We start from the raw sequence: 21,311 nt of genomic DNA, 5'->3' as shown, positions 1-21,311 counted from the left end.
GAATAGGGATGAAAGTCTTAGTAATGGTAAAACAGGTCCCTGATACCGCGACTAAAATTCAGATACGCGGAGATGGTCACGGCATTGTTGAAGACGGAATTAAGTGGGTCATCAATCCTTACGATGAATTTGCCATTGAAGAAGCCTTGCGAATTCGGGAAAAGATGGGTGGCGAAACGGTTATTGTCACACTCGGACCGAAGCGGGTGGACGAGGCTGTTCGCCAGGCTCTGGCCATGGGAGCGGATCGGGCCGTGGTTGTCGAAAGTGAAGAAACCTTAGATCCATCGCAAGTGGCTCACGCATTAGCCAAAGTTGCCCACGATGAAGGGTTTGATTTGATTCTGATGGGTAAACAAGCTGTCGATGATGATGCGGCCCAAGTCGGCCCCATGTTAGCGGCGCGCTTGGGATTACCCCAGGTGACGGTCGTGATTCACTTGGATGTTGACGAGTCGCAAAAACGATTACGGGCCGAACGCGAATTAGAAGGAGCCACGGAAATTGTGGAACTGCCTTTCCCTGCGATAGTGACGGCTCAGCGCGGATTAAATGAACCGCGTTATCCAACCTTACCCAACATTATGAAGGCTAAGAAGAAAGAGGTTAAACGCATTCCGCTCGGGTCTTTAGGAGTTGATGACACCCCACGGATCCGCGTCATGAACCTGATCCCACCGCCTGAAAGGCCGGCTCCTACGATTTTAACCGGCGATCCTGAGGAAACTGCCAAAAAATTGGTTCAACTATTACATGACCAGGCTAAGGTTATTTGAAAGGAGGGGGCACAATGTCTTCGGGTGTACTCGTAATTTTTGATCAAAACCAAGGACAAGTCCGTCATGTCGTGTTAGAAATCTTGACTGTGGCTCGTAATCTCGCTTTAGGTTCTGTAACGGCTTTAACTTTTGGGACCGACGCCTCTAAAACCTTGAACATGTTGGGCGAATATGGAGCGGACCAGGTCTTGTTCTGGGAACAAGACCCCTTTACGCGGTATAGTTCAGACGGCTTTGCCGACGCGATTGCTTCGGTTGTTCCCGAACTTGATCCGGCGGTTATCTTGTTTCCGGCATCGGCCTGGGGAAAAGATTTATCCCCACGACTGGCTGAATTGCTCAATGCCGGGTTGGCTACGGATTGCTTGTCTCTTCGCACAAATGAGGAAAATCGGGTCATTGCAACGCGTCCCATGTATGCAGGCAAGGTTTTGGCCGAGGTACAGATTGACACTCCGATTCAGATGTTCTCCATTCGTCCCAATATCAATGCGGCAGTGCCTTCCCCTACGACACCGGTCGTTCTCGACATTGCGCCTGTAATTTCTGAGGATTCTTTTAAAGCTGTCGTTACGGAACGTAGGGAGGTCCAAAGCGGCGTCCAAGAACTCACCGAGGCCGACATTATTGTCTCAGGAGGACGAGGAATTAAGGCGGCAGAAAACTTCAAATTATTGGATCAATTAGCCGAGGTATTGGGAGCGGCAGTGGGGTCGTCTAGACCCGTCGCTGACGATGGATGGGTCCCTCACTCTTACCATATTGGTCAAACCGGTAAAGTGGTGAGCCCTACCGTTTATTTTGCTATTGGTATTTCAGGAGCGATCCAGCACTTAGCGGGGATATCGGGGTCGAAATATATTGTGGCCATAAATAATGATCCGGAAGCTCCTATTTTCAAAGTCGCTAATTATGGCATTGTCGGCGACTTATTTCAGGTCGTGCCGCGTTTAACCGAAGAAATTCGATCATTAAAGGCCAAAAATTAATGTAGATTTCCGCGCATCATGGGAATTTTACAGGGGCGGAAGTTTTTGTAGGTCGTGAATCATCACCATCATAATTGTTCGGGACGAGCATAGGGATATGGATAAGTGTGGTAAGGAGGCATATCCCTATGAAACGTCCCGTTTCTCTCTTTTTGCTGTTCGCCTTTTTGGTGATTCAACTTTATGTCGCTAAAATTCCCGAGGCGCATCAGGTTCAAACAACAAGTTGGCTTGCAGTCAGTTCCGAACCGGGTGGATTGGTCTCCCGCAATGGTGATTATTATTTGGTTACACCCTCTTCATCGTTTCAGTTGCAGTCTAATGGAATTAGTATTACAAGCCGTGCAAGTGGACTCAATTGGGTTGAAGTTCCAGAACCGTCGGGGGCCGGAATTTGGCGTATGGCATTAACGGCACAGGGCGTCCCGTTAGTCGGAATTGGTGGGGCCATCTATCCGGCTCCTAATGCCACTGGTACCCTGTGGATTGATTCAGGTGATCATCGACTCTATTATTCCCAACCTCCTCTTTCCGGTATGCAATCCGTGGGGACGACGCTCAGTTACGTGAAAAAAGTTGTGTGGGCCCAGGATGCGCAAAGCGCTGCCGTCTTAGCTCAAGGTCCAGAAGGATGGGGGATTTATGTGTGGACCCACGCGAATCAAACCTATCCGGCGCTCATTCTTCGTGGAGGACAGCAGCAAATTGCTAATTACGGAATTCTTCGCAATCAAACAGTTATCGCCGCATTAAAAAATGGACACATTCTTCAACAAGGACATGGACTCGTGTCCATTCCGCCAATGGAACAAGTCCGGGTTTCCCGGCAATATGCCTCAGCATTGGGTCATACGGCCACTCAGGCAATTTTTTGGAGCAATGGGAAATGGAATGCGTATACATTACCCAAGCAACTCAAGTGGGTGGGGGTGCCTAGATTTTCAAAAAATGGAACGATGGCGGCGACCTTGGCCCAAAATTTGCAGGGCACATGGCATTTGTTACTATATGGTCACCACTACACTCTTGACGTACACATGCCGTTTACCGATGTGAGTGAATATCATCTACTGGGATTTATGGGCGACCATTGGATTCTCATTACGGTCCCTGAAGGTCCTCATCGTGGCACTTATGCCTGGTGGATCAATCATTGAACAGGCGGAGGCAATAAATATGGGGAATTTGCGTGTAATCCGTTGCGGAAGATGGAGAAAGCGAGTATAATAAACAACGCATCTTGTGGAGCGGGCGGATAGCTCAGCGGTAGAGCACCTGCCTTACACGCAGGGGGTCACAGGTTCGAAACCTGTTCCGCCCACCATTTGCACGCGGAGGCGTGGTGTAGCTGGCCCAACACGCATGCCTGTCACGCATGAGATCGCGGGTTCGAATCCCGTCGCCTCCGCCATGATTCGCCGCGGTAGCTCAGTCGGTAGAGCAGAGGACTGAAAATCCTCGTGTCGGCGGTTCGATTCCGCCCTGCGGCACCATTTTTTTGTCTGAAAGGTTTTCCCCGTTGACAAGTCTGGGGAATTCGAGGATAATTACGCCGTTGGTTAGGACTAAACGGAGGCGTGGTGTAGCTGGCCCAACACGCATGCCTGTCACGCATGAGATCGCGGGTTCGAATCCCGTCGCCTCCGCCATAATTCGCCGCGGTAGCTCAGTCGGTAGAGCAGAGGACTGAAAATCCTCGTGTCGGCGGTTCGATTCCGCCCTGCGGCACCAGATCTTTTGAACACCCGCATTGTGCGGGATTTTTTTATGTCTCCCGTGTGAATACTAACGAAATATTGCCGGGGCGTTGATTGTATGACCACGTTGTTCCCGGAAACACTAGAGTCAACAGTGATCCGTCTAGAAAGCGGGGGAACGCGAATGAATAAGGTGCGGTGGACCATGGCTCTTATGGGCGTGGTATTGGCATTCGCGTTGTGGGGGCATAGTTGGCATGGGCATGCCAAGAGTCATGAATCCCCTCCTGCCAATGTATTACCCCAGTGGCCATGGGTGAGCGGAGGTTTTGCTCAGGAGAAACCGCATTTCGGTTCTGTGCCTTTTCCGACGAAAACAATTGCCGATAGCAATTTACCACAAGGCCAAAGATTAGTTATACAACCGGGTCGGATGGGAACAGATTTTTGGGTCAATGGGACTAATAAAGTAATTTTTCCTCCCATTCCGCAAATTGTTGCCCTAGGAACGGCGCCTGTTCATGTTATTACGATTAATGGTGTCAAATATTCTTATGACCGCGTGTTTACAGCGCTGACTACCGCATATAACGGTCAGTTTTCGATGAATGGCCCTTGGGGTGCAGTTGCTGCGTGGGATGGGTTGCCTCTTCATCAAGGAGACGTTGCAGTTGATCCCCAGGTGATTCCTTTGGGAACGTATCTCTATATTGACGGCTTTGGGCCTGCCCGTGCAGTGGACACCGGTTCCGCCATTTTTGGGGATCACATTGATATTTTCTTTCCCGAGTCAGCTCAAAAAATTGCAGAGTATGGCATTCAATTTCATAAAGTTTATGTGTTAACAAGTCGCCCTCCCAATTATCATGGATAATAAGGGAGGTATTTGCCGTGCAATTAGTCATTACAGGGCGGGTGGATCCGCGTGTTATTCAAGAGATTATTGCGCGACGCCCCGATTTAACATTGAAGGTTTGGAATGAATCAGGGATTATTTCCCGGGAGCAATTTCTGGCATGGGCCGAAGACGCTGATCTGATGATTACCATGTTAACCGAACGTGTGGACACTGAATTGTTGGAGCATGCGCCGCATCTTAAAATCGTTAGCAATATGGCCGTAGGATTTGATAACTTTGATCTGGATGCATTAGAAAAATCACAGGTTTTGGCAACTAATACCCCAGATGTGTTGACGGAATCCACCGCCGAATTAACCATGGCGCTCATGCTTTTGGTATTAAGACGCCTTAGGAGTGCAGAAGACGCCTTACGTCAACATCACTGGACCGGGTGGGAACCCGACGGGTTTTTGGGATTGGAATTGTATGGGAAAACATTAGGAATTGCGGGTTTCGGGCGTATTGCCCGATCAGTCGTTAGGCGGGCACTGGCTTTTGGCATGCGCGTGATTATCTTCACTCGGCGAGCTTTAAAAGATTTGCCCGAAAATGTGCAGCAAGTATCGTGGGAACAATTATTGGAGTCCTCTGATATTCTGTCTCTACATGTCCCCTTAACTCCTCAAACTTTCCATCTGATTAATCGTGAATCATTATCACGCATCAAGCCTACAGCGATTTTGATCAATACGTCACGCGGGGCGGTCATCGATGAACAGGCGTTAGTCGAGGCATTACGCACAGGGAAATTGGCAGGAGCTGGACTGGATGTATTTGAAACCGAACCTTTACCGCGTGATTCGCCCCTGCGTGCATTGCCCAATGTGACTCTTTTGCCTCATGTCGGCTCGGCAACGGTAGAAACTCGTCTAGCGATGGCGCAGCGGGCATGGCATAATATTTTGGCGTATCTGAATGGACAAAAGCCACCGGACTTGTTGCTGCCTAAGCTCTGGTCGGACAAGACCTGATACGATATGATGGTGGAAAAATTCGGCATATCCTAATATACGGACAGTGATTGGGATAACGCGAAAGGTAGGAGAGACAGTGGGTTTACTGGATGGAAAGGTTGCCGTCGTAACCGGAATTGCGAATAAACGAAGTATTGCGTGGGGGATTGCCCGGGCCTTTGTACGCGAAGGGGCACAACTAATTGTCACCTATCAAAACGAACGATTAAAAGAAAATTTAGATAAATTGCTACCCGAAATTGATGCCCCCGTCCAATCATTATTATTAGATGTGACCAATGATGAACTCATGACGGAATTTGGAAAGCAATTGCAACACTTGGCTCCGCAGGGGGTTCATATTTTGGTTCACTCCATTGCCTATGCTGACCGTCAAGATTTAGAAGGTCGATTTTTAGATACGAAGCGTGAAGGATATATGTTAGCTCAAATGGTGAGTGCCTATTCTTTAACTGAGTTAACACGTGCGGTCTATCCATCTATGCAAAAAGCACAGGGAGGCAGCATTATTGCCATGACCTATCAGGGTTCGATCCGGGTTATGCCCAATTACAATGTGATGGGGGTGGCCAAAGCGGCCTTAGAGTCATCCGTTCGCTACTTAGCATTTGATCTGGGTAAAGAACATATTCGCGTTAATGCGATTTCTGCGGGACCGGTTAAAACCTTGGCAGCATCGGGCGTTAAAGGCATTTCTCAGGCTTTACACAACACGGAAGAACGAGCTCCTATTCCCGAAAATATTTCTACGGATGATGTCGGGAATGCGGCCGTATTTCTTGCTTCTGATTGGGCCAAGCACATTACCGGTCACATTCTTTTTGTTGATAGCGGATTTCATATTATGGGTTTTTAGGGGGATAACCTATGGAACCAATCAAAACACTGGGAGTGGTTGGCGCTGGCACGATGGGCTCGGGAATCGCGCAATTGGCCGCCATGCATGGTATCCGTGTGCTGTTATATGACAGTCAAGAAGGTGCGATAAACAGGGCGCTGTCGAAAATCCGGGAACGCTTGATGCGTGCCGCGGAGCGCGGACAAGTGGAAACAGCGCATATTGATGAGATGATGAGCCATATCATCGAAAGTTCTCTGGATGATTTTGTGCAGGCTGATTTCGTCATTGAAGCGGTGGTCGAAGTTATGGCCGTCAAAAAGACGGTATTTGAGCATTTGAGTCGTATTGTTCGACCCAGCACGGTATTGGCCAGTAACACATCTTCGTTTTCGATCACGGAATTAGCCAGTGTCTGTACACGGCCTGAAACCGTCGTGGGAATGCATTTCTTTAATCCAGCTCCGATTATGAAATTGGTGGAAATTGTGCGGGGAGAAGATACTCTCGAGACGACGATTGAACAGGCACAGCTTTTGGCGCAACAAATGGGCAAAGAAACCATCGTTGTGCAAAAAGACACACCAGGATTTGTGGTCAACCGTATTTTGATGCCATTGTTCATTGAAGCTATGAGAATATTGGAAGAAGGCGTGGCCAGTAAGGAAGACATTGATAAAGCCGTCAAGTTGGGCCTAAATCATCCGATGGGACCGTTAACATTGGCGGACTTTACCGGATTGGATGTCGATCTGGAGGTCATGGATTACCTGTATAACGAGTTTCATGACGACCGATTTGCCGCCCCACAAGTTTTGCGGCGATTGGTGCGTGCCGGACATTTGGGCAAAAAAAGCGGACGAGGTTTTTATCATTATTCCCGGAAATAGGCTTGCAAACTGACGAAAGTCTTGTTACAATAGCAGAGCGTGATGCGGAAGTAGCTCAGTGGTAGAGCATTGCCTTGCCAAGGCAAGGGTCGCGGGTTCGAATCCCGTCTTCCGCTCCATCTGCCGCCTTAGAAATAAGGCGACGTAGCCAAGTGGTAAGGCAGGGGTCTGCAAAACCCCGATGCCCCGGTTCGAATCCGGGCGTCGCCTCCAGTTGTAGTGGGTGGTTAGCTCAGTTGGTTAGAGCGCTCGCTTGACATGCGAGAGGTTCACAGGTTCGAGTCCTGTACCGCCCACCATTTCTATATTGTAAGGCTTTTTTTATTTTGCGCTGTCAAATGCTTTCGCGGAGAATTGCGTTTCCAACCAGAAAACCTTGAATTAAAACGATGCCACTTCCTTTGACTCTATGTGCTCAAAAACCGTTATGCACTGCAACATCATGATTTTGATTCCAGATGATCTCATCGGACGTTCAAATTCTGCTGAAAACGCGTTTCGCTTTTCCCGGACATTTTGAAGACTACGCACGAATTGTGCCATTTTGCGGCGATGAGGTCTTAACATTCTTCCAGTGCTCTACTTCTTACTTATGGAAAAGACATCACGCGATAATCGCCGAATCGATTAGGAAATGTAGATTTCCAAATTTCTAACCAATAACAGAAAAGTATCGCTTGCCATTGCGAGTTTTGAGGATGATTACGGTGGGTTCGGTAATCAAGAAGCAGTACATAATGACTGAAGGCCAATGAATAGTGTCTGTAACGTGGGATATTGAAACCCGGCAATGATTTTCACATAAGGTTCTAATAATGAATAGGCTCGTGAAAACTGGAATATACTAACAGCAAATATTGCACAATCAGATTGGATGGGATATATGCGGTGGGTTGTCGGGAGTTTCATCTGCATGCCTAAACTTCCTCTCCATGATTTTTCGGTCTCATGGCAGTCTTGGCATGAACAGGGGATGTACTGGGTTTTGTATGACGTGCCGGAAAACCAGATTACGGAATGGCTGTATCCGTTGGCTCGGGCTATTGCAGAGTTTATCGAAGCGAATCGGGAACTGTGGATGCGCCGTCTGCTGCGTCAACAGTTTGATTACTTGTCATCTGAAGAAAGATTATGGGTATTAGGACGCGCTTTGCAAATTTTGGATAACCGAGAAAATACAAGTCAACGCCGCCGGGTCGATCTTATGGCCATTTCCATCATGCTCTTTGTGGCCGAACATCAAACCGTGATTATCGAAGGGATTCAGGACTTTTTGTTGCCGGCAATTCGCGATGAGATGCTGGCCGTGCTGGGTGAAGCAGTGGATGACTATTTTTTAGAACGCGAACATCGGGAGTACATTCGGTTTTTGCGTCAGTTTAGTGAACGTCAAATGTCTATTCGCGCAGTGGTCCATGTAACATACCCTGACCTGCGAATTACCGATGAACGCGGTCGGAGCGTTGCAACAGGTCTCATCGAACAGTTACAAGACGGGCTACCTTTAGACCAGGACTTAGCCGACGAACTTTTGCTGAGTGCTCTTGTGCTTTTGGCCCCGGGTCAAATTGTGTTGCATGGGAATTTTCCCCACGATTTAGACCATACCATTCGCGACGTGTTTCCTGGCCGTGTGCGGTGTATTTCGGAACTTCCTGGCGAATCCCACAGGGTAGAATTGACAGGTCCTGCAGATTCTTATAAGGTAAAAGTACTCTATAAGCAATCGCGATGAAGAGACGATAATTTCCGTATTCTCTACAGAGAATGAGGTTCATGGGCTGAAAGACCTCAGAGTAACGCGGAGATTTAACCAACTCGGAGTGACTAACGAAAGCAAAAAGTTAGCGGTGCGACCGATATCTCGCATAAAGTTGGGCAATGTGAATTGCCAATGGCGGTGGAACCGCGGAAGATATTTTCCGTCCCCAATTTGGGAGACGGTATTTTTTTTAGAAAGGATGCGTGAACCCATGAATGATTTAACGGTCGAAATCCATGGTGAAGTGCTCGTCAAAGAGCCGGGCGTAAGACCTTTGGATTTTCGCGAAGAAATACCTGAGAATGCATTAGCAGCGTGGATCGATGGAGATGTGGTCGATCTCAAACGGCCCTTGCCACATGGTGGACAATTGCAATGGCTAACATTTGAGGATAGCAGTGGTCAACGGGTGTTTCGCCATTCCAGTGCGCATCTATTAGCGCAGGCCGTCAAGAGATTATGGCCAGAGGCGAAACTAGGAACTGGCCCGGCACTGGACGACGGTTTCTATTATGACATTTGGCTGCCAAACCCATTAAAAGAGGACGACTTGCAGCGCATTGAAGAAATGATGCGCACCATTGTGCAGGAAAACTTAGATATTGAGCGTGTCGAACTATCTCGTGAGGAAGCTTTGGCCTTATTCAAGGATCGGCACGAGGATTTCAAACTCGAGATTATCCAGCGAATCCCGGAGGGGACGACGATTTCGGCGTACCGCCAAGGAGAGTTTATTGACTTGTGTTCTGGTCCCCATTTGCCCAGTACGGGATTGATTCAAGCCATCAAGTTAACCAATGTATCCGGTGCCTATTGGCGAGGTAACGAAAATAATCCTATGATGACCAGGATATATGGGACGTCGTTTCCTAGCCAAGCTGCTCTGCAACAGTACATGGAGCGGCTAGAGGAAGTAAAGCAACGCGATCACCGAAGACTAGGTCCCCAACTCGATTTGTTCAGCTTTCGAGAAGAGGCACCTGGCTTCGCCTTTTGGCATCCCAAAGGATTTCAATTGTACCGGACCCTTGAAGAATTTTCCCGGCGTCTGCAATCGGAGCGTGGCTATGAAGAAGTGTCAACCCCCTGGATTTACCGGGTAGGGCTCTGGCAACGGTCGGGTCACTGGGACCACTACCGGGACAATATGTTTTTAATGGAGCGCGAGGACGAGCTTTTGGGTGCTAAGCCGATGAATTGCCCAGGACATGCCTTGTTGTTCAAAGAGAGTATACGTTCTTACCGGGATTTACCCATTCGTTATGCGGAATATGGTCCGTTATCGCGATTTGAACGGTCTGGGACGTTACATGGGCTTCTTCGGGTTCGGGGATTTCACCAAGATGATGCCCACTTATTTGTTCGTGAGGATCAAATTAATCAAGAAATGTTTGGCGTCCTGGATTTGGTCGACATTGTCTTTCGGGCGTTTGGATTACCGTATGAAGTCGTCTTTTCTACTCGTCCTGATGATTACATGGGATCGTTGGAATTATGGAACAAAGCCGAGAAGGATTTAGAAGCCGTCTTACATGAGCGCGGAATTAAATATCAAATCAATCCGGGTGATGGGGCATTTTATGGACCCAAACTGGACATTTCGGCCATTGATTCCTTGGGTCGTCACTGGCAATTGGCTACGGTGCAGCTTGACTTTCAACTTCCCGAAAAGTTTGATTTAACCTATGTGGATCAAGATGGTAGCGAAAAGCGTCCAGTAATGATTCATCGTGCAATCATGGGTTCTGTTGAACGTTTTGTGGGGATTTTGGTGGAACATTATGGCGGTGCATTTCCGTTGTGGTTAGCTCCGGTGCAAGTCGTAGTGATTCCCATAACTGACCAACAGTTGAACTACGCGCAGGAAATTGCGCAAAAGCTTAAGAGACAAGGTCTCAGAGTGGAAGTGGATGCCCGTAACCAAAAAATGAATTATAAGATTCGCGAAGCTCAGTTACGGAAGATTCCTCGCATGTTAATTGTCGGAGGAAGAGATTTAGAGAATCACACGGTTTCGGTACGAACCCGGGAAGAAGGCGACATCGGTGCTAAACCGTGGCCAGAATATATCGATGAGTTAGTCGAACAAGCGCAAATGCCTTTAGGATAAGTTGACGTCATATTTGCGGGACGTTACAATAAAGATGTTGTATACCGAACAAAGCAGAAGCAAAGGCTTCTCACCCTCCGGTACGAACCAAAAGGGTTGATGCAAGGGGTTTCTGTTCTTGGGCGGGTTTCCCCGCCCTTTTTGTTTGGATAATATTGGCAGGAAAATAAAGGAGGGATCAAGGCTATCAAAGATCTCAGGATTAACAATGAGATCCGGGCGCGTGATGTGCGCCTTGTTGGTGAAGAAGGAGAACAACTTGGAGTTGTTTCCCTTCGAGAAGCGCTTGCCTTAGCCCAGGAGCGTCATCTCGATCTCGTTGAAGTATCTCCCACGGCTCGTCCTCCCGTTTGCCGGCTCATGGATTATGGGAAATATAAATATGAGCAGGCCAAAAAAGAACGCGAATCGCGAAAGAAACAAAAAGTCGTCAGTGTCAAGGAACTGAAAATTCGTCCTAACATTGAAGAACATGACTTTGAAGTCAAAGTCAGAAGTGCTCATCGATTTTTGGAGGACGGAGATAAAGTTAAGTGCACGATGATGTTTCGAGGCCGGGAAATTGTTCATGCCGGATTAGGACAAGAAACATTGGCTAAGTTAGCTGATCTCGTCAAGGATGTTGGGGTTATCGAAAGACCGCCTCGGGTTGAAGGCCGAAGCATGATCATGATATTAGCGCCTAAAAAAGGAGTGTAGTGTTATGCCAAAAATGAAAACACATCGAGGGGCGGCAAAGCGTCTCAAGGTGACTGGTAACGGAAAAGTTGCGCGTTACCATGCGGGTAAGAGTCACTTATTAGAACACAAGTCGCCGACCCGCCGTCGTCGACTCCGTCAAGATGTTTTGTTGTCGCATGCCGACTATCACCGGGCCAAACGTCTTTTGCCCAACGGACGCTAATGGGTTAGAACATCATTAATCGTGGAGGGGTTTCATCATGGCACGTGTCAAACGCGGAATGGTTCGTCACCGTCGTCACAAAAAGATTTTAAAAATGGCTCGCGGATACCGGGGTGCGCGATCACGTCATTTTCGCCCTGCTAATGAAGCAGTCATGCACTCCTTATGGTATGCCTACCAGCACCGGCGTAAACGTAAGGGAGATTTTCGCCGCTTGTGGATAACCCGCATTAATGCGGCAGCCAGAATGCACGGATTGTCATATAGCCGCTTTATGAATGGGCTGCACCGAGCGGGAATTGGATTAGACCGCAAGATTTTGGCAGATATGGCTGTGCGCGATATGGACAGTTTTAAAGTCTTAGTCGCTAAAGCCAAAGAGCAACTCTAAAGATGTCGGTCATTCAGCCTTTAGACTCATTGGATAATAAGGCGGTGCGTGTTGTTCGCCGACTATTAACAAACCGTAATTTTCGTGAACGGCAGCAACAGGCAGTTATTGAAGGATTTCATATGCTGAAAGACGTGGTGGATGTTGGAATGCCCATCCACCTCGTTCTCTATGGGAAGCGGATGACGCAAAATGAGTCAGGTCGCAGCCTGCTAGCTCGCTTACAGATGAGCCGGGTTCGACTGATTTATGTCACAGACAAGGTCTTGGATGCGTTATCGGCTGTGGAAACCCACCAAGGAGTATTGGCGGTTGTTAACCTCCCAAAGCCCGTGTCGGGCTGGCCGTTGCCGGAGGGTGTTCCTCCTTTTATCGTCATTGCTTATCAAATTCAAGATCCGGGTAATTTAGGAACATTAATTCGTAGTGTTCAGGCAGCAGGTGCACATGTCGTTGGTGTGACCAAAGGAACGGTTGATGTCTATAATCCTAAAACCATCCGTGCTGCCGCCGGGAGTGTCTTTAAATTGCCGATTGTATCCTTGTCAGACGACTGGGTAGAGGAGTTGGCTGAGAAACACGTCACGGTGGTATCCACAGTTGTTGCGGGAGGACAAAAGTATACGCAATTTGATTGGTGTCAACCCTTTGCCATGGTAATGGGCAATGAAGGAAATGGCCTGCCACAGGAATTGGTGACGAAGGCGCAAACACTTACCATTCCCATGGTCCCGACCGCTGAATCGTTAAATGTCGCGGTGGCGGGATCTATTTTGGCATTTCATGCGATGCGGGTGCGAGAAGAGCATCATATTCCCTTAGCACCACCAGTTATGATACAATAACACGCAAATCATTACGGTAAAGCGATGATCCAGAACGTGTGAATTCCGCGACAGACCAGAGAATCCGGGGTAGGTGTGAGCCGGAGCTGTTAGCCATTCAACATTCGCTGGGGAGTGGGCTCTGAATAGAGTAGGAGCCAACGGGTTGTGTCGTTATCCACAATGAGATGATCCAGGACAAGTTCCCGGGTTAATAAAGGTGGTACCGCGAATCGTTCGCCCTTGAGGTGAACGATATTTTTTTTAAAAGGAGACTAGAATGGACAAGCAATTTGAAGAGTGGCACACCGAGATTATGCAACAAATTCATGCCGCGCAAACCTTAAGTGAACTGCAAAGTCTTCGGAGTCATTGGCTTGGACGCCGAGGCATCATTACCTTGGCCATGAAGGGATTATCGAGCTTATCCATTGAAGAGCGGCGGAGCCAAGGGCAACAGCTTAATGCCTTACGAGAAACCGTTTTGGACTTACTCACCAGTCGGCAACAAGAGATGGAAATGGCTGAAGAAACAACGCAGCTACAGCGCGAGCAATTCGATATGACCTTGCCGGGATCCTGGCCACAGACGGGTTTGTTGCACCCTATTACACGAACCCGGCGCTTTATCGAAGATGTCTTTTTGCGAATGGGCTTTTCTTTAGAATATGGACCAGAAATCGAACACGAATGGTATAACTTTGAAGCGCTCAACATGCCGGCTAATCATCCCGCACGAGATATGCAAGATTCCTTTTTTATTAATGTTCCGGGCATGGTCTTGCGGACCCATACCTCACCCGTGCAAATACGGGCGATGAAAAAGTACCAGGGTAGACTTCCCGTCCGCATTATTGCTCCGGGAAGGGCATTTCGTCGTGATGATGATGCCACCCATGTTCCCATGTTTTTTCAAGTCGAGGGTTTAGTCATTGATCACGGAATTACTTTGGCCGATCTCAAAGGGACACTTACGACGATGGCTCAAGAACTTCTCGGTACGGATATCCGTACCCGGTTTCGTCCTTCTTATTTTCCATTTACAGAGCCTTCTGTAGAAATGGACGTGACGTGTGCATCCTGTGGAGGAACGGGTTGCCGGGTATGCAAAGGAACGGGATGGGTCGAGATTCTTGGCTCAGGCATGGTGCATCCGGTCGTTTTGACCAACGGGGGGTATGATCCGAGCCAGGTTAGCGGTTTTGCGTTTGGACTAGGCATTGAACGATTAGCCATGAGAATTTTTGGAATTGACGATTTGCGATTGCTGTATCAAAACGATATGCAATTTCTCTCTCAGTTTCAATCTTACATTGGGAGGCCGATTTTATGATTGTGAGTTATCGTTGGCTTAAACGTTATGTGCCCGCACTACCGTCTCCGCAGTTAGTGGCAGACAAATTAACCCAACTGGGATGGGAGATTGTTTCACAAGAAACGTGGGGAACGTGGTATCAGCCCGTCGAATTGGTTGAAATTATTGGTCGCATAAAGCACCCTAATGCCGATCATTTATCGGTTGTTACCGTACAACGTCAGAATCATTCCCCGATAGAGGTTGTTACCGGGGCACGAAATGGTATGGTCGGAGATCGTGTTTGGTATGCGCCAGTGGGAACGCATTTGATTGATGGACGCGTATTAGAAAATGTGAATATGCGCGGAATTAATTCGCCTGGCATGTTACTGTCTGCTGAAGAACTAGGATTTCAAGCTGGTGAGCAAGATCTCTGGATTTGGGACGGGAATGAACCTCTTGGAACCCATTTCATCGACGTGATCGGTGGATTAGATACCGTGTTTGAAGTGGAATTAACCCCCAATCTTGCCGTGTTTGGTCAAAGCATGCGAGCCGTGGCGCGGGATTTGGCAGCTGCTTTTGATATACCGTGGCATTTGGAGCTGGGCGATTTTGTTTATGATGACGCGACTTTGGCATCGGTAGATAACCGTGAGGATTGTCCCCTCTATGGGTTGGTGGATTTTCAAATTGAGCCCGGAAAAATGACCCCTTTATGGTTACAGGTCCTGCTCCGTAGCATTGGCCAACGGGTCATTTACCCGGCTGTGGACATTACCAATTTCCTATTATGGGATATCGGGCAACCGCTGCATGCTTTTGATGCGGACAAGGTTTCCGGACGTATTCACGTTCGACGGGCTTTCGAAGGGGAAAGGCTATTGACTTTGGATGGCGTTGATCGCCAATTAACGCCAATGGACTTAGTGATTGCCGATGAGCGACAAGCCTTGGCGCTAGCTGGAGTGATGGGTGGTAGTGCTACTGCCGTGTCTCGAGAAACAACGCATATTCTCTTGGAATCGGCCCATTTTAACCCATCTTTAATTTTTCAAACCATGAGACGTCATCAGATATTCTCGGACGCAGCCTTGCATTTTGGCAAAGGGACAAATCCTGAAGCCGTGTTTACGGCTCCGTGGTTGTATCAGCATTTGTTACAAGATATGGGCATATTGCAGAATATTGGTCCGAGCCAGGTGGTGGGGACACGTCCAAATCCCCGTCATATTCCCTTTCATCCTGAAGCCATCAGGCGTTTACTGGGCGTGCAGTGGAGTGATGAAGAGATTGCGGGCGGCCTTAGACGACTAGGGTTTGTCCAAGAGGGCCATGACATCATCGTGCCCTTAGACCGACATGATGTGGAAGGGAGTCACGATTTAGCTGAAGAAGTGGCGCGCCTCTACGGCTTGGATGAAATCCCCACGACGATTTTCTCCTCGCCAGCGCGTCCAGGTCAGCGTTCTGAGGAAGTGGCCTATCATGAGCTGATCAAGAATTCTTTAGTGGCCGCTGGCTATTGGGAAGTTATTACCCGGTCCTTTACCTCAAAAGCCCGTATTCTTCGAGCCGGATTAGACGTGCCAGCAAACGTTGTGGAGGTTGCCAATCCGCTCCGGGAAGAGGAAAGTCTCCTGCGCTTCTCGTTACTGCCGGGATTGTTAGAAACCATCGAGACCAACCGCGCACGGCGTGATGTTCCCTTATCGCTGTTTGAACTTGCCCCAGTTTATGTTAAAGGCGACCAAACACAGTGGCAGTACGAGGAATTAGCCGTGGTACAAACCTTAGAGGAAACCCCACACTATCCCAAGAATTATGCGCCACATCTTTTAGATCTTAAAGGGGTCATGGAATGGCTCAATGAGCGATGTGCTCTTGGTTTAACGTGGAAACAAGTGACAAGTGGTCCTGAATATATGCATCCAGGACGTCTATTGGCACTGTACACGGCGGATGGCACGTTGGTGGGATATTTGGGTGAAATTCGTCCGCGAATAGCCCAACAATATCACGCCAAACGCATTGGAGCCTGGATTATGCGGGTGCCCGCCACGGCGCGTTATCATAGGGAATCTCACATCACCAAACCCCTGCGGTATCCCGAAGTCGTGCGAGATTTGTCATTGATTGTTCCCACTACGGTATCCTATAACGACATCTGGCAGCTATCGCGTCAACTCGACACGGACGTGTTGCGCTCTGTGGCACCGATCGATCATTATCGCGGCGACTTTGGTGAATCGTGGACATTACGATTAGTGTTTCAGTCGGCAGAGAGAACATTAACCGATGAAGAAGTCGATGGAGTGATAGCGGAATTTCTTCAACGTCTCCGGCCCTTGGGTATCACGATGCGACAATAATTGAAGAAATTTTCCCAGATTGGCAGGAAATGTTTGCCGCTGTCGAGAAATATAGGACAAACACCTTTTGAGGGGGAGCGGCACGATGACGGAACCGGTTCGTACGACGGTGACGATTAATGGGGAAGAGTATCTAATTAAGGGAGATATGCCCGAGGATGTCATTAAAGCGATAGCTCAACATGTCGACAGCCGTCTTCGAATCCTTAAATCGCGTCATCCTCATTTGGGTATGACACGATTAGCGATGTTAGCACTATTGAACATGGCCGAGGATTTGTATCATCTTCAGGAACAAAATGAGGAATTAGTTCGCAGCATGCAAGAAGATTGGCGAACGCGCGCAGTCAAAAACGGTAAAAGCGGAAGTCCATGATTCTTAGATTCAGGCCACTATGCATAAAAGCATAGTGGCCTGAGTTCTGGTGCTATAATACAATAAGATATTGGTCCGGTATTTTGATCCGACAGGTTATAGAGGATATATCAATACAATAACAGGATAAAAGATTGCCTGAGAGACAGCTCATCACGACCGTGTGACGATGTGGGCTGCGTCTATTTTCTTGAGTGCCGGGAGTATTCTTTTTATACACTGGGTTTGAGGGAATTTTGGCGGGAAATAATGCGCTCGGCAGATGGTTATAGGCGCGTGAAAACGGCACGGATGGGCCCTTCTGTGGGGCTGAAAATGGATGTTGTGAAACACAATGCAGATCGCAGCGTTATAAATAAATTTTAAACAGGGACATAGGTCCCTGACCATATTGGTCGTGGACAAACCGAGAGTATCGTCCTTTTGGTTTTGCTAAGTCGTGAAACGATATGTCAACGAATGCGTGTGGCACATTAAAGAGTGCCCTGGATAGGAGTGTACATTGAATAACGGAGATACCATTGCAGAGAGTCGTCTGAGGGTGAGTCTGGATCTCGTCCAATTTCCCGAAGTCTTAGAACGCATTGCCGGGTTGTCCGACACGGTAATGGGGAAAAAACGTATCAAATCCGCCCAATACATCAGAGATTATCAACAATTACTCGAGCGTCACCGCTATCTTGACGAAATCGTTCGCTTATTAAATGCTGGTGACAATCATCACATTTCGTTGCAAGGTGCTACCGAAATTACACGAGATGTCAAACGTGCTGCCAAAGGCGGCATATTATCTCAAGAACAGTTATTAGGGATTGGATTGACCTTAAAAGCGGCACAAGAAGCCAAAAGTTGGGTAACGGCGGAAGATTATCCCATTTTATTTCACATGCTGGATGCCATCCCGTCGTTAACCCCTGTAAGTCAAGCCATCTTTCGGATTATTGACGAAGAGGGTCAAATTCGCGATTCGGCAAGCCCTCAATTAAGGCAAATCCGCAGAAATATTCAGCAAGCAGAACTAGAAATCGACCGCATCCTTGAAGGCATTCTTCATTCCAGTCACTGGGCGGAATACATTCAAGATGCTATTGTAACAATTCGTGCCGGGCGCCGTGTTATTCCCGTTAAAGCCATGTTTCGCCATCAAGTACCAGGCATCGTTCATGATCGATCCTCAAGCGGTCAAACGGTCTTTGTTGAGCCAATGCCCGTGGTGCAAAAGCAAAATCAGCTCACCGAATTGCATCAACAAGAAGATGAAGAAATTCGGCGCCTTTTAACCGAGTTATCCCGGACGGTCGGCGTTTATCATCAAGAATGTGCACAGGTGGAAGACGCCTTAGGAACACTGGATGAGTTACTCGGGATTGCTCGTTATGGACTTAAAACGCAATCGATATTGCCCACTGTGGGGGGCGATGAATTGCGGTTGGTCGAGGCCAGGCATCCATTAATTGACAATCCGGTGCCTCTGGATTTGTCTTTAGAGCGTACGCGACACATTTTAATTGTGACGGGACCTAACACCGGAGGTAAGACCGTAACCCTAAAAACCACTGGCTTGATTGTAAGTATGGCTTTAAGCGGTATGATGGTTCCTTGCCGAGAAGGTACATCGATTCCACTTTTTGATCGGATTTGGGTGGATATTGGTGATGAACAAAGTATTGAACAAAACTTATCCACGTTTTCCAGTCATATGGCCCGCTTAATTCCGATGATGGAATTTGCCGATGACAAAACGTTATGTCTTATCGATGAACTGGGCGCCGGGACGGATCCCGATGAAGGTTCAGCACTAGCGGAAGCCATGATTCATCATTTACGGGAGCGCAAAGTTTATGCGATTGTCACCACCCATTATAGTCGCTTGAAACTGTTGGGATTTCGCTTACCCGATGTAGAAAACGCGCAAGTGGCATTTGATCGGGAAACTCTTACCCCAACCTATCATTTAATCATGGGACAACCGGGAAGTTCGCATGCATTATATATTGCTCGCCGGCTTGGCATGCCGGAAGAAATCATTCAACAGGCCCGCACATTGATGGATGAAGAAGGGACAACGTTGGCCGACGTGATTGAACAGGCCAACCATCTTCAAATGGAGTTGCGTGAAGCTAAACAACAGGTCGCAGACCAACAACGTGTTCTCCGTCAAAAAATTCAAGAAATGGAAAAAGAGCGCCGAGTATGGCTGGAGCGTAATGAACGCGAAAAATTACATATGCGCGATCAATGGCAAAAAGAGTTGCAACAACTCCATGATGAAATGATGGCAGCTATTGAAACCGTTCGACAATCCCAAGGTCCCGATCAAGCGCGGGCTGTGGAGGCTTTACGGGAAATATGGCGCCAGCGTGGCATTCTGCCTCAGTCATTACAACCGCCCAAACGCCGGCCCTCGCAGATGATTTCACCCGGGGATTATGTGCATGTGCGTGATTTTGAGGGCTTAGCCCGGGTTCTCGAAGTTAATGGCAAAATGGCTCTGGTGGAGGTGGGCACCTTGCGGGTGAAGCTGCCTATAGAAGATCTGGAACGCGCAGAAGCACCTAAGCGGTCTCAGGGTGGACATGCTCGCACGGCCATGGCCTTGAAGGCGCAAAATCTTCGCATTGAATGTGACGTGCGGGGAATGACCGTCGATGAAATGCTAGATGTGGTTGATAAATACTTAGACGATGCCGTCTTGGCAGGGGCGTTTCAAGTACGGATTATTCACGGAAAAGGCACGGGAACGCTAAGGAAAGCGGTGACACAAATGTTGAAGGACGATCCCCGTGTTAGCCAATTTCGTCTCGGTGAACGCGGTGAGGGAGGAGATGGAGTAACAGTGGTGACGCTCGGAAGCGGGGAATAACGACGCTTTTCGGATGTTTGCAGGATATGATATACTCGCGCCAGTATATTCGGGGAGGATTCTCGTGCTAAATATTGACCAGCAGGTACAATGGTTATTACAAGGAACCGATGATGTTGTCAGCCCAGCCCAATTAAAAGAGAAATTGGAAAAGTCTTCACATACTGGAATTCCTTTGACGGTGAAGTTAGGTGTAGATCCCACGGCGCCCGATATCCACCTAGGACATACAGTGGTTCTTGAGAAACTGCGCCAATTTCAAGAATTGGGCCATCGTGTCGTGTTCTTGATCGGCGACATGACAGGACGGATTGGGGATCCTACGGACCGAGCCGCAACGCGAAAACAACTATCCGCTGACGATGTCCGCCAATTTGCTAAAACCTATGTGGACCAAGCCAAAAAAATTCTCGATCCCGATCGATTAATTCTTCATTACAATAGCGAATGGCTCGAACCCATGCAATTGGCAGATATTATCCGCTTAATGGCACAGACAACTGTGGCGAGAATATTGGAGCGTGATGATTTTCATAATCGCTTCACAGAGCATGTTCCTATCCATCTCCATGAATTGCTGTATCCCTTGATGCAGGCATATGATTCTGTGGTGTTGAAAGCTGATGTGGAATTGGGAGGAACGGACCAACGCTTTAATATTATGACGGCCCGCCAGATTCAAGAGGCTTATGGTTTGGAACCCGAAGTCGGCGTGTTTTTACCCATTTTGGAAGGAACGGACGGGGTTCGGCGGATGGGGAAAAGTTTAGGCAATTATGTGGGCATTAGCGAACCGCCGCAAGAAATGTTCGGCAAGATTATGTCGATTCCCGACACGTTGATTACCAGATGGGCGGTATTACTATTAGGGGAGGATGCGCATATCTGGAATCAACGCGTCCAAACAGAAAATCCGCGGAATGTTAAAGCTGACTTAGCTAACCGGCTTGTCGCGCGTTTTTGGGGACAAGAGAAGGCGAATGAGGCTCAGGAACAATTCGACCGAACTTTTCGGGAACATCAAGTGCCTGAGGACATGCCTGTCCTGAATTTACCCACAGAGCCGTGGCAAGTTTCAGCCATTGAATTAGTGGCATCATTGCCTGATATACCGAGCAAGCAGGAAGCCCGGCGCATGCTGCAACAGGGTGCCGTGGCTGTGGATGGCAATAAGATTGGCATGACAGACACTGTAGAAGTAAAGTCAGGTTCATGGATTCGGGTTGGCCGGCGACGGTATTACCGGTTTCAGAAGAGAGAAATACAATAAAACTGTCGTTGAGGCTTCAAGACGTGTTGTCATTTCAGCCAAGGTTTTGAATGGCTAAGGTGGTGGGATCAAGA

18 protein-coding genes and 8 tRNA genes are annotated in these 21,311 nt (G+C 48.2%); all 26 read left to right on the top strand.

Going from position 1 to position 21,311, the window contains the following annotated elements:
- Positions 1–8 precede the first annotated feature (8 nt).
- The 26 genes from B8987_RS00265 to tyrS all read left to right on the top strand — a co-directional run bounded on the left by B8987_RS00265 (position 9) and on the right by tyrS (position 21,237).
- Positions 9–776, top strand: a complete 768-nt coding sequence (locus B8987_RS00265) for an electron transfer flavoprotein subunit beta/FixA family protein (protein ID WP_084660625.1) — start codon at positions 9–11, stop codon at positions 774–776.
- Positions 777–790: 14 nt separating this feature from the next.
- Complete coding sequence (locus B8987_RS00260) at positions 791–1,768, top strand: electron transfer flavoprotein subunit alpha/FixB family protein (protein WP_084660624.1); 978 nt, start codon at positions 791–793, stop codon at positions 1,766–1,768.
- Between the two features lie 128 nt (positions 1,769–1,896).
- Positions 1,897–2,925 (top strand): hypothetical protein, encoded by a 1,029-nt coding sequence (locus B8987_RS00255; RefSeq protein WP_084660623.1) that lies wholly within the window; start codon positions 1,897–1,899, stop codon positions 2,923–2,925.
- Between the two features lie 92 nt (positions 2,926–3,017).
- Positions 3,018–3,092 (top strand) — tRNA-Val (locus tag B8987_RS00250).
- Between the two features lie 9 nt (positions 3,093–3,101).
- Positions 3,102–3,179: transfer RNA gene (locus tag B8987_RS00245), tRNA-Asp, on the top strand.
- Positions 3,180–3,185: 6 nt separating this feature from the next.
- Positions 3,186–3,261: transfer RNA gene (locus B8987_RS00240), tRNA-Phe, on the top strand.
- A 78-nt stretch (positions 3,262–3,339) separates the two neighbouring features.
- A tRNA-Asp gene (locus B8987_RS00235) sits at positions 3,340–3,417 on the top strand.
- Between the two features lie 6 nt (positions 3,418–3,423).
- Positions 3,424–3,499, top strand: a tRNA-Phe gene (locus tag B8987_RS00230).
- Positions 3,500–3,583: 84 nt separating this feature from the next.
- Positions 3,584–4,339 (top strand): 3D domain-containing protein, encoded by a 756-nt coding sequence (locus tag B8987_RS00225; RefSeq protein WP_242940602.1) that lies wholly within the window; start codon positions 3,584–3,586, stop codon positions 4,337–4,339.
- Positions 4,340–4,356: 17 nt separating this feature from the next.
- Positions 4,357–5,337 (top strand): 2-hydroxyacid dehydrogenase, encoded by a 981-nt coding sequence (locus B8987_RS00220; protein ID WP_084660621.1) that lies wholly within the window; start codon positions 4,357–4,359, stop codon positions 5,335–5,337.
- A gap of 79 nt (positions 5,338–5,416) precedes the next feature.
- Positions 5,417–6,196, top strand: coding sequence for an enoyl-ACP reductase FabI (locus B8987_RS00215; RefSeq protein WP_028962378.1), 780 nt, complete (start codon positions 5,417–5,419; stop codon positions 6,194–6,196).
- An 11-nt stretch (positions 6,197–6,207) separates the two neighbouring features.
- Positions 6,208–7,068, top strand: coding sequence for a 3-hydroxyacyl-CoA dehydrogenase family protein (locus tag B8987_RS00210; RefSeq protein WP_084660620.1), 861 nt, complete (start codon positions 6,208–6,210; stop codon positions 7,066–7,068).
- A 44-nt stretch (positions 7,069–7,112) separates the two neighbouring features.
- A tRNA-Gly gene (locus B8987_RS00205) sits at positions 7,113–7,187 on the top strand.
- Between the two features lie 19 nt (positions 7,188–7,206).
- Positions 7,207–7,281: transfer RNA gene (locus tag B8987_RS00200), tRNA-Cys, on the top strand.
- Between the two features lie 8 nt (positions 7,282–7,289).
- A tRNA-Val gene (locus B8987_RS00195) sits at positions 7,290–7,367 on the top strand.
- Between the two features lie 614 nt (positions 7,368–7,981).
- Positions 7,982–8,803: a sporulation protein YtxC gene (ytxC, locus tag B8987_RS00190; RefSeq protein WP_176213119.1), complete on the top strand. Its 822-nt coding sequence runs from the start codon at positions 7,982–7,984 to the stop codon at positions 8,801–8,803.
- A 238-nt stretch (positions 8,804–9,041) separates the two neighbouring features.
- Positions 9,042–10,940 (top strand): threonine--tRNA ligase, encoded by a 1,899-nt coding sequence (gene thrS, locus B8987_RS00185; RefSeq protein WP_084660618.1) that lies wholly within the window; start codon positions 9,042–9,044, stop codon positions 10,938–10,940.
- A gap of 186 nt (positions 10,941–11,126) precedes the next feature.
- Positions 11,127–11,639 (top strand): translation initiation factor IF-3, encoded by a 513-nt coding sequence (infC, locus tag B8987_RS00180; RefSeq protein ID WP_053960602.1) that lies wholly within the window; start codon positions 11,127–11,129, stop codon positions 11,637–11,639.
- Positions 11,640–11,643: 4 nt separating this feature from the next.
- Positions 11,644–11,844 carry a 50S ribosomal protein L35 gene (rpmI, locus tag B8987_RS00175; protein WP_020374545.1) on the top strand — a complete coding sequence of 67 codons (201 nt, stop codon included), beginning with the start codon at positions 11,644–11,646 and terminating at the stop codon, positions 11,842–11,844.
- 37 nt (positions 11,845–11,881) lie between these two features.
- Positions 11,882–12,235 (top strand): 50S ribosomal protein L20, encoded by a 354-nt coding sequence (gene rplT, locus B8987_RS00170; RefSeq protein ID WP_020374546.1) that lies wholly within the window; start codon positions 11,882–11,884, stop codon positions 12,233–12,235.
- A 2-nt stretch (positions 12,236–12,237) separates the two neighbouring features.
- Positions 12,238–13,080 carry a TrmH family RNA methyltransferase gene (locus B8987_RS00165; protein WP_084660617.1) on the top strand — a complete coding sequence of 281 codons (843 nt, stop codon included), beginning with the start codon at positions 12,238–12,240 and terminating at the stop codon, positions 13,078–13,080.
- Between the two features lie 259 nt (positions 13,081–13,339).
- Complete coding sequence (gene pheS, locus B8987_RS00160) at positions 13,340–14,392, top strand: phenylalanine--tRNA ligase subunit alpha (RefSeq protein WP_028962372.1); 1,053 nt, start codon at positions 13,340–13,342, stop codon at positions 14,390–14,392.
- Positions 14,389–16,728 (top strand): phenylalanine--tRNA ligase subunit beta, encoded by a 2,340-nt coding sequence (pheT, locus tag B8987_RS00155; protein WP_084660616.1) that lies wholly within the window; start codon positions 14,389–14,391, stop codon positions 16,726–16,728. The genes pheS and pheT overlap by 4 nt, the downstream gene beginning before the upstream one ends.
- 85 nt (positions 16,729–16,813) lie before the next feature.
- Complete coding sequence (locus B8987_RS00150) at positions 16,814–17,104, top strand: cell division protein ZapA (protein WP_020374550.1); 291 nt, start codon at positions 16,814–16,816, stop codon at positions 17,102–17,104.
- 502 nt (positions 17,105–17,606) lie between these two features.
- Entirely contained in the window at positions 17,607–19,967 is a 2,361-nt protein-coding gene (locus B8987_RS00145) for an endonuclease MutS2 (protein ID WP_084660615.1), read from the top strand.
- Between the two features lie 64 nt (positions 19,968–20,031).
- Positions 20,032–21,237, top strand: coding sequence for a tyrosine--tRNA ligase (tyrS, locus tag B8987_RS00140; protein WP_084660614.1), 1,206 nt, complete (start codon positions 20,032–20,034; stop codon positions 21,235–21,237).
- Positions 21,238–21,311: the final 74 nt, after the last annotated feature.

The organism is Sulfobacillus thermosulfidooxidans DSM 9293 (assembly GCF_900176145.1).
GTDB lineage: Bacteria > Bacillota > Sulfobacillia > Sulfobacillales > Sulfobacillaceae > Sulfobacillus > Sulfobacillus thermosulfidooxidans.
The sequence above is the reverse complement of the archived record's forward strand: the minus strand, read 5'-3'. Positions and strand labels throughout refer to the sequence as shown.